Source organism: Micromonospora sp. CNZ322, assembly GCF_007827755.1.
In genome coordinates this window covers 1-8496 of record NZ_VITD01000028.1, presented here as the reverse complement: position 1 = coordinate 8496, position 8496 = coordinate 1, and the positions used below count along the sequence as shown (strand labels likewise).

The 8496-nt window shown below is 68.1% G+C and carries 9 protein-coding genes; 2 read left to right on the top strand and 7 right to left on the bottom strand.

Features of this window, described 5'->3' with window-relative positions; all coding sequences use genetic code 11:
- Positions 1-110 precede the first annotated feature (110 nt).
- From FB453_RS33935 to FB453_RS33910, 6 genes are all read right to left on the bottom strand, one after another.
- Complete coding sequence (locus tag FB453_RS33935) at positions 111-1274, bottom strand: site-specific integrase (protein ID WP_145796902.1); 1164 nt, start codon at positions 1272-1274, stop codon at positions 111-113.
- Positions 1271-1489, bottom strand: a complete 219-nt coding sequence (locus FB453_RS33930; RefSeq protein ID WP_145796899.1) for a helix-turn-helix domain-containing protein — start codon at positions 1487-1489, stop codon at positions 1271-1273. Before FB453_RS33930 ends, FB453_RS33935 begins: the two co-directional genes overlap by 4 nt.
- Before the next feature lie 67 nt (positions 1490-1556).
- The gene (locus FB453_RS33925; RefSeq protein ID WP_145796897.1) at positions 1557-3110 is read right to left on the bottom strand and encodes a replication initiator; all 1554 of its coding nucleotides are present in this window, start codon (positions 3108-3110) and stop codon (positions 1557-1559) included.
- A complete protein-coding gene (locus tag FB453_RS33920) occupies positions 3100-3393 on the bottom strand; it encodes a hypothetical protein (protein ID WP_145796894.1) in 294 nt (97 codons plus the stop codon). Before FB453_RS33920 ends, FB453_RS33925 begins: the two co-directional genes overlap by 11 nt.
- Positions 3390-3638, bottom strand: coding sequence for a helix-turn-helix domain-containing protein (locus FB453_RS33915; protein WP_486480599.1), 249 nt, complete (start codon positions 3636-3638; stop codon positions 3390-3392). The genes FB453_RS33920 and FB453_RS33915 overlap by 4 nt, the downstream gene beginning before the upstream one ends.
- Positions 3638-4564, bottom strand: coding sequence for a helix-turn-helix domain-containing protein (locus FB453_RS33910; protein ID WP_486480598.1), 927 nt, complete (start codon positions 4562-4564; stop codon positions 3638-3640). Before FB453_RS33910 ends, FB453_RS33915 begins: the two co-directional genes overlap by 1 nt.
- Before the next feature lie 203 nt (positions 4565-4767).
- Here FB453_RS33910 and FB453_RS33905 point away from each other — a divergent pair, with 203 nt between their 5' ends.
- A complete protein-coding gene (locus FB453_RS33905; protein WP_486480597.1) occupies positions 4768-5610 on the top strand; it encodes a sigma-70 RNA polymerase sigma factor region 4 domain-containing protein in 843 nt (280 codons plus the stop codon).
- Positions 5610-6416 carry a protein phosphatase 2C domain-containing protein gene (locus FB453_RS33900; RefSeq protein ID WP_145796892.1) on the top strand — a complete coding sequence of 269 codons (807 nt, stop codon included), beginning with the start codon at positions 5610-5612 and terminating at the stop codon, positions 6414-6416. Before FB453_RS33905 ends, FB453_RS33900 begins: the two co-directional genes overlap by 1 nt.
- A 739-nt stretch (positions 6417-7155) precedes the next feature.
- Here FB453_RS33900 and FB453_RS33895 read toward each other — a convergent pair.
- The gene (locus FB453_RS33895) at positions 7156-7902 is read right to left on the bottom strand and encodes a hypothetical protein (RefSeq protein ID WP_145796890.1); all 747 of its coding nucleotides are present in this window, start codon (positions 7900-7902) and stop codon (positions 7156-7158) included.
- Positions 7903-8496: the final 594 nt, after the last annotated feature.

The window sequence follows — 8496 nt, the reverse complement described above, 5'->3', positions numbered from 1 at the left end:
TTCGGGACGAAGAGGTCGTCGGTTCGAATCCGGCCACCCCGACCAGGTCAGAGGGCACATCCGATCCATGGATGTGCCCTCTAGTGCTTCCTGGGTGACCAACTGAGTGACTACGCCTCAGCAGTCGGCGCGAAGATGCGATCCATGACCGCCGCGCCCTGGAGCAGCACCGGCCGAAGCTGATGACGGTAGACCAGCTCGGTGACTGTGGTACCGGAGTGCCCGCACAGGTCGGCGATGTCCTCCAGACTCACACCGCTGTCGGACAGCAGCGACACGAAGCTGTGCCGCAGCTCACGAGGTGTCCAGGCAGCCGGATCGAGGGCAGCCAGGGTTGCGACTCGGCGGAAGGCCCGGCGGACGTTGGCCGCATCGAGGGCAGTGCCGACAGTTGAGGCGAAGACCAGCCCGAGCGGCTGCCAGTCCTTGCCGGCAGTCTTGCGCTCCTGGTCCTGGCGCTGGCGGTGATGAGTCAGCGCGGTGACGCACCGGGTAGGTAGGGCAAGGGTGCGTCGGGACTTGCGGGTCTTGGTGTCGCCGCCATCCCGGTCAGAGCGCCACACCTGGATCGAAGGCGGTAGCGGCGGATCAATGTCGGGTTGGCCGTCCAGGTCAACGTGGTCCCAGCGCAGGGCCCGGAGTTCTTCGGTACGCGCGCCGGTCAGCAGCGAAAGCACGACATAGGCGTGCAGGCGAGTTCCCTCGGATGCGCCAAGGACGGCCTTTGCCTGGTCCAGGGTGAGGGACTTGGAGGGGCGGCCCTCCTGGCCGCGCGGGACCGTGCACAGCGCGACGACGTTGCGCTTCACCTTGTCCCGGGCCATAGCTCGGTTGACCGAGCGGTTGAGACACCCGTATAGGTCGCGAAGGGTGCGGGTGCTGAGGGTGGTGGCCTTGTCGGCTAGCCACCGGTCGACGTCCTGGGCGCGAAGCTCGCGCAGCTTCCGAGCGCCCAACGCGGGGATGATGTGGGTACGGCACAGGATCTCGCACTTGGTCTTGGTGCGATCTGATCGGCCGTTGAGTCCGTAGGTGAGCCAGTCGGTGACGGCCTCGGTGACGGTGTAGTGGTGTTCGGCAATGGCGAGCCCGTCTTCGTAGTCGCGGATCTTCTCCCGCAGTTTGGCGCGGGCTTCGGTCTTGGTCTTGCCGCTGCCTTTGCGGACGATGCGTTTGCCGGCCGGGGTGTAGCCGACGGTGATGGTGGCGATCCAGCGTTGCCGGGACTCGTCCCAGTGCAGGCCGCCTTCTCCTCGGGCGCGGCGGGTGGTCATCGGGTGCCTCCTTTCTGGGCTTCGTGTTCGAGCAGGTCGACGTAGGCGGTGATCGCCGCGTCAGGGACGAGGCGGGTGCGGCCTTGTCGGACGGTGCGCAGTCGGCCGGCGCGGATCTGTTCGTAGATCACGGAGCGGGACAGGCTGAGCAGGGTCATGGCTTCGGGGATGCGGTAGAGCGCCTTTCTCTCGGGTGCGGTCAGGGTGGTGGGCAATGGGCTACCTCTCCTCGGATCGGTGGTTGACCGTCAAGCTGGTCTTGACGGTGAATCGGTGGGTGGGTCAGGCCACGGCGGCGAACTCCTCGCGGGCCACCTCGTGCCTTTCACGGGCCATGGCGGCGGCGGTGTTGGCGAGCAGGGCGTCTCCGGTGGTGCGCCATCCGGACCCGGCGTAGGTGAGCAGGCCGACGATGAGGGTCGTCTCTTCCTCGGTCTGGTCGGCGTATTCATGGCCGGTTTCGGTGCGCCGCCAGATGACACGGGCGTCGCGCAGGATGCGGAACGTCGTGGAGTAGCGGCGGCTCTTGGTGAGGAAGTGGCCGCCGAAGCCGAGCATGTGTGCCCACCGCCGGAGGTGTTGCCAGTCGCGGTTGCCGCCGAGGGTCCAGCAAGCATCGATGAGCCGTTCGGGGTGGCTGCCCTGGTGGTTGGCGTAGAGGTCGATGACCTCGCCGTCGAGGCGGCGGGACACGTGGCCGGTGGCCTCGGTGGACTTGGTGGCGTACTTCGCCAGGTAGCCGGCGACTTTGCCGTCGGTGATCTCCCCGTCGGCGGCGATGGGGCGGATGTCGACCTGCTCGCCCCAGGCGACGTGCCACCCGTGCGGCTGGGCGGGGTGTGGGCGGGTGGAGAAGGCGACCGTGGCGGCGGCGTGTTCGACGGCGGCGATCAGGTCGTCAACGCCGAAGGCTGCCGGGGGTGGGATGACGGCGTCGGGGTCGGTGGGGTGGATGCCGTCGAGGCGGATGATGGCGTGGTAGTGCACGACGGCGCGGCGTTGCATCTCGGCGACCTTGCCGAACGACGGCTTGGCCGGCGGCACGCGGCGGACCCGGCCGGAGGCGGTGACCTGCTCGACCCAGGGCAGGCCGAGCTGCCGGGCGCGGGTGCGCAGGTGCCGGGTGATGGCGATGGTGGTGCGGCGCCACAACTCGGGTGCGGAGTGGTTCCACACGACCTGGGCGTCGTAGTCGTAGCAGTCCAGGCACAGCGGTTGGCCCAGCCGAGGATCGGTTTCTTCGTGACGTGCCCAGCAGACCGACGGTTGCCCGTGCTGGCACGGTTGGGCGGTGGGGTCGGTGGTCCGGCGGGGGTGGCAGGGCTCAGCCCGGCAGTCGCAGCGGCGGCGGTTGCCGCAGGTGTGCCGCTTTACGACGCGGGTGTGCACGGTGCCGAACGACGGCGCGGTGAAGGTGACGAACACCGCCGGATGCCCAGCCACGGAAGCGGGGATGCCTTTGCCGCCGGCGAGGCCGGCGCGCAGCAGCTGGTAGGCGTCGCGTTGGTAGGTGCGGGCGCAGGACGGGCACACGGCGTGGCGGCGGTTGCCGCAGGGCTTGTAGATCTCCCCGTCGGGCATGTCCTCGGTCCGGGCTGCCGTCAGGAGTTGGCCGGTGGCCCGGTCGACGGTGGCGACCTCGCCCGAGAGGCGGATGGGGTGGGAGCAGCCCGCGGCTGCCTTGACGTGGTCGAGCCAGTCGAAGACGTTCGGGTCGGTGGCCCGGTGAAAGGCGGACTCATCCCGACCGACGAAGCCGGTCGACGAGGTGGGCCGGAGCCCCGGACCAGCAGTGGTGCACTGGTCCGGGACAACGGTCATCAGGTCAGCGGCCACGGGTGCGGGTCGCCTTCATCGGGAGGTGGGTGATGGGGCCGGTGGCGAACGGGTTGGGTCCGTCGAAGATCCGGCCGAGCAGGGAGGCCACGGGTGCCGGCAGGTCGGCCCGGTGGTGCTCCCACAGGTAGATGTCGCGGATGAGTTGGTAGGTCTTCGGCAGTTCCACGCCGTCACGAGCGGCGAGGATCTTCAAGCGGCCGATGAGTTGGACGGGTTCCCAGCCTCGGACAAGGCGGGGTTGACGCCATTGGTAGGCAACGGGTGCCGGGGTGGTGGTCATGGGGCCACCTCGATCAGCACCGCGAGATCGACGCCGAGGACGCGGGCGAGGTCACGCAGGACCGACAGCCGGTCCACGGGGATGCGGTCGTGTTCGACCTTGGCGAGCCAGGTTTCTGACCGACCAACCAGGTTGGCGCAGACAACCTGCGACAAGCCGCGACGGCGGCGCAGTTGAGCGACGGTCGCCCCGAAGGTTGTAGGGCGGTTGCCGGTCACCGGACGCACGAGGGTGGTGGTCATCATCAGGCCACCGCCTTCATGGCGGCGGACGGGATCGGGATGGCGGTTTCGGTGATGCTGTCGAGGCTGGTCAGGTAGAGCCGGGACAGCGGCCCGTTGGTCAGGGCGCGAAGGTGGATGACGGGGGCGAACGCGGCGGGGCAGCCGTCGATACCCGTGCGGATGATCAGGTCGTTGTCGACCATCAGGATCGTGGTGGCCATCGGGCCGGGGTAGCGGCTGACGGAGATGCCGTGCTCCACCAATGGGAGGTAGACGGCTTCGGCCTGCATGGCGCGGACCTTGTCGATGCCGTCGGTGGCGGTGTTCGGGTCGGCGACGATGACCCGCACGTGAATACCCTGGCGGCCCTTGTCGGCCAAGAGCCGGGGCAGGTTGGGCACGAGGTCGGCCAAGGCGAGGTCGCCCATGATGACGATGCGCTGCTGTGCATCGGTGAGCAGCCGAGCCCACAGGTTGGGCGGGACAGCGGCGCGGCCGGGCCAGCAGGCGGTCAGTTCGTCGGTGCCGTCGATTTTGCTGATGCGGGTGCCGTGGATACGCGGCCACAGGTAGGTGACGTCCACGTCCAGGAGGCGGGCCGCCTGGTAGGCGATCCGGGGGTAGGGGGTGCGGTCGGCGTTGCCAATCCACCGCTCGACGGTCTTCGGGTCGACGCCGAGCTTGGAGGCGAGGTCAGCCGGTGACTCGCCGAGCGAGAGCAGAGTTTCGCGGAGCCGTTCGTTGCAGCGGGTAGCGGTGCGCGGGTTGGTGTTGGGCCGGAGGTCAGCGGGGGACAGGTGCGAGTGAGCACCGGGAGGCGTGTCGTAGATCGTCTTCGCAGAGGTCGACGCCACCGGCCGGAGCCGGTTAACAGACGGCAGGGCCGGGGCGTTCGTCTGAAGACCCGAGACGCGACACGCAGGGACATGGGTACGCTGAGCAGGCATCGTGATTCCTTTCGCAGAGGGCCGATGCACTTGGCCTCGACGGGCCGCAATCCCGTCGGGGCCTCTTTGCGCTCCCCGTATCCCTTGTAAAGGGGGGTTGCGCATCGATGTGTGGCCGAGGTTACGCAAGCCCCCTTGCTTGGGTCAAGCCCCATCCTGCGATAAGGTGCGTTGAACGTTCAGCGCATCGGATCGGAGGGACCGTGGAGATCAGCCCGCACGGCCTGGCTGACATCCAGGACCCGAGCGACAGAGCACGCAAGGCCAGCGACTTAATCGATGAGCATCAGGCGGCCGTCAACGAGCTGTCTCGGCTACGCCGTGAGGCGCTGGACGAGATGGTGTCGCAGGGAATGACGCACGCGCAGATCGCTCAAGTCGTCGGCATGACACGCGCTCGCGTCGGACAGCTCCTGTCGTCTGGGCCCCGACCGGAACGAGCGATGCTGGGCAGTGGCCCGCTCACCGTCGCGGTCGGGGGCAAGTTCGAGGCGGGCAAGGCGAACCCGTACGCGGTCGTCTCCGCTGAGATGCTGGCGGCGTACGAGAAGCTGTCCAACCTCGCTCGGGGACTGGGCTTGAAGACGGAGTACGAGGTGGTGCCACCGCCGGGCATGGTCGACCTGAACCGCACCAACCTGGTCGTGGTCGGTAGTCCCCGGATTCTGCCGTTCGTCGGGCAGGTGCTCGCGTCCGATCCGAAGCTGGGCTTCGGCAGCGATGACGACGGCGTCTATCTCGTGAACCGACAGACCGGCGAGGAGTTCCGCTCTCCGTCGGACAGCGGCGAGCCGGTCGACTATGGATACCTGGGCCGGCTTCCCCGCCCTGATGGACGTGGCACCTTCCTCTACCTCGCCGGCATCCACGCCATGGGCACCCTTGGGGTGGCGCAGTACCTGGACGACCACCTGGACGAGCTGTACCGCGAGGTGAAGAACCGGCGGTTCTCTCTGCTGGTGGCCTGCACCTACGACCCGAAGAAGCGGGCCGTGAAGAAGGTCGACGCGTTGACGCCCGTCTACCGCAGCGAAGGCGTGGCCTGATGCGCGTCTCGACCGCCTCGGAGGCCGGCAACCCAAAGTCGCCCAACGAGGACTGGGCCATGGCCAGCGAGAACCTGATCGTGGTTCTCGACGGTGCCACGGCCCGCACCGGCACGGGCTGCGTCCACGGCATCGCTTGGTACGCGGCAAAGCTTGGCTCTGCTCTCGCCGGCCTGGCGGCCGATCGTGACTCGGAGTTGGTCAACGCGCTGATGTACGGCATCCGGTTCACCGCCGACCAGCACCGAGACACCTGCGACCTCAGCCACCCGGGTACACCCTCGGCCGCCACAGCGGTGCTGCGACTTAAAGACACGGCGTTGGAGTACGTCGTTCTCGGTGACGTCACTGTGCTGATCGACACTGTCGACGGCATCCAGGTCATCACTGATGACCGGGTGGACAAGACCGCCCGTGCAGAACGCGACGAGGCCGACCGGCACCCGTTCGGATCGGCCGAGAAGCAGGCGGCGTTGCTGCGGATGAAGCACGCCGAGTTGGCCGCTCGTAACCAGCCCGGCGGGTATTGGGTGGCAGCGGCCGACCCGTTCGCCGCTGGACACGCGATCACCGGAGAAGTACCACTCGACAGCGTCCGACGGGTCGCCGTGCTGACCGACGGAGCAGCCCGCCTGGTGGCCCTGTTCGGTCTACTCGACTGGCCCGACGTGCTCGACGTCCTGGCCCAGGACGGCCCGACCGAGCTGATCAGCCGAGTCCGGGCCATCGAGGCCGCCGACCCGTCCTGCATGAAGTGGGCACGCAACAAGCGCAGCGACGACGCCACCGCCGTCTACGCAGCCTGAGCAGCCAATCCACCAGCAGGGGCCGCCGGCTGCCGGCGAAGTGGTGAGAACTTTCTGTACGTCTTCAAGGCGGCCCGAGACGGGCCGCACGCGCCGCCGCCTGGGCGCGCGTCCGTCGCTTCGCTGGCGCTCCGACTCCGGCCACGCAGAACGCCCGGCGGCTGGCGCGGAAAGCGGAAAGCCCGGGGCCGCCGCAGACGGTGGCGGCAAGGGTGGTTGAGGTTGGTGGCCGGCCGCCGGCAGGGCCGCGCCCGATCGGCGCGGCGCAGCGTGGGCCACGTCGGTCCGCGCGGCGGGTCGCGTCCGTCGTGGTCGGGGGTGGCGGCGCGAGTGTGCCGGGCCGCCCCTCCAATCTCAAGGGCGCTACGCGTCGCGAGCGACGGCCCTACGGGCCGCCCTTGACCTTGGAGCCTCTGCGACCCTCGGGCAGGAGTCGTGGGCAGGCCAATGGCCTGCCCTTACAAGGTGCGCGCCGCCACCCCCGCCCCCGACTCGTCGCTGGTCACGGCGGGAGAGCGTCAAGGTCCGCTTGACGTGGAGGGCCGGATGGAGGCCCGCTACCCAGGTGCGCGGGACGACGCCAGACGGGAAAGCACCCTAGTGAAAAATCTCGCGGGTGAAGCTTATGTCTGGCACATAACTAAACCATGCGCTTATGCTGACGCTGGCGAAGGCGGCCGTCCGCTTGAACGAGGACTCTTCTTGGCAGACGATTCTCCGTGGGACGGCCGCCAGCCAATCACTGACGCTGCGTCAGCGACGTCACCATCCCGAGCCCCTCGAACAGCGCCCGAATCTGGTCGGGGCTGAGGGAGGCCAGGTCCTCGCCAGTCAGTCGCAAATCGGTGCTGAAGGCGATCACCACGTCACCCGAGCTGTTCACCCGGCCAACGCCGGGCCGCCGATCCTCGGGCTTGTCGGATGCGCCCTGCCCGTACTTCGGCATCAGATCCGTGTCTCCTTCCGCATCGGCCTGCGCAGGCTCAGTGTCACCCGCGTCAAGCGCCGCCTCAGTGGCGACCATGGACTCTCCGTCCGTCTCGATCAGGTTGAGGAACGCCATCCAGTTGAGGATGTTCTCCAACTGAGGGCGGTGCTCCTCCGAGGCGTTAGCCTCCGTAGCCAAGATGACCAGAACCTCGTTCTTGGACATCCGGCCAGCGGTCAGATTCGGCTCCAACACCTCCCAGTACCAGGACGTGCGGGCCGACTCAGCAAGCAGCTCGACGGCCGCCGCCGTCGTGGCCGCCGTCGTGGCCGCGAACTCCATCCGCCGGTTGTACTGGACAGCCGGTTCGGTCGCGACGTACTGACCACGGCCCACGCGGGACAGCCAACCGCACTCAACGAAGAACGCGTTGCTCAGCGCGGCGGTGTTCGTGCTCACCTTAAGCGCGCTCGCGATCTGCTCGCTGTTGACCGGGCGCTTCCCCGCGCTGAGACGCGCGAACGTCCGAAGGATCTCAAGCTGGAGGTCGAACTTCACCCGGTCAGTCGGCAGGACCCGAGTGGGGCGGGAGCGCTGGGCCGCCCGGGTGGAGCCAGAGGGAGCGGGTGGCTCGGTCGAGCCAGTACCGCTATCGGCCAGTTCGGGGACGGGACGGAGGTGGGGCTGCGCCATCTGCGCACCTTCTTTCTGTGTGCGTTCGCGCTGGCGGTGCTCGTTGGGCGCGAACGGTTGAACGAGGGGGACAGCACCCGGCGGGTACGCCCATCTTCTTGGCAGGAGAAACGGTACATGAGGCACTCCACGGCATGCAACTCGCCCGCAGGTCGAAATCTGATGTATCTCATGTGGTACGTCCGGCGCGCGGATTTCATCTGAGGTGAGTGCGACTCGCTTCGGCGTGGGAGGTTGACACGACCCCTCTTCGCCGCCGCTTGGGGCGTAGCCGCCCTCAGCATCTGCCCTCAGCTGAGTGACCAACTGGGTGACGACGGGCGCGAGCATTGACGGACGCCCGTGGACTGCCGTGGACCGTCCGGAGAGCCCAGCGCCGTTGTTGGCACAGCTCGTCGACGGCTAACCATTCCTTCGGGACGAAGAGGTCGTCGGTTCGAATCCGGCCACCCCGACCAG

What these genes read in the sequence shown, in the direction of transcription:
- FB453_RS33935 (WP_145796902.1), bottom strand. Translation starts at nt 1,274, where the DNA reads ATGACCACCCGCCGCGCCCGAGGAGAAGGCGGCCTGCACTGGGACGAG.
- FB453_RS33920 (WP_145796894.1), bottom strand. Translation starts at nt 3,393, where the DNA reads ATGACCACCACCCCGGCACCCGTTGCCTACCAATGGCGTCAACCCCGC.
- FB453_RS33915 (WP_486480599.1), bottom strand. Translation starts at nt 3,638, where the DNA reads ATGATGACCACCACCCTCGTGCGTCCGGTGACCGGCAACCGCCCTACA.
- FB453_RS33910 (WP_486480598.1), bottom strand. Translation starts at nt 4,564, where the DNA reads ATGCCTGCTCAGCGTACCCATGTCCCTGCGTGTCGCGTCTCGGGTCTT.
- FB453_RS33900 (WP_145796892.1), top strand. Translation starts at nt 5,610, where the DNA reads ATGCGCGTCTCGACCGCCTCGGAGGCCGGCAACCCAAAGTCGCCCAAC.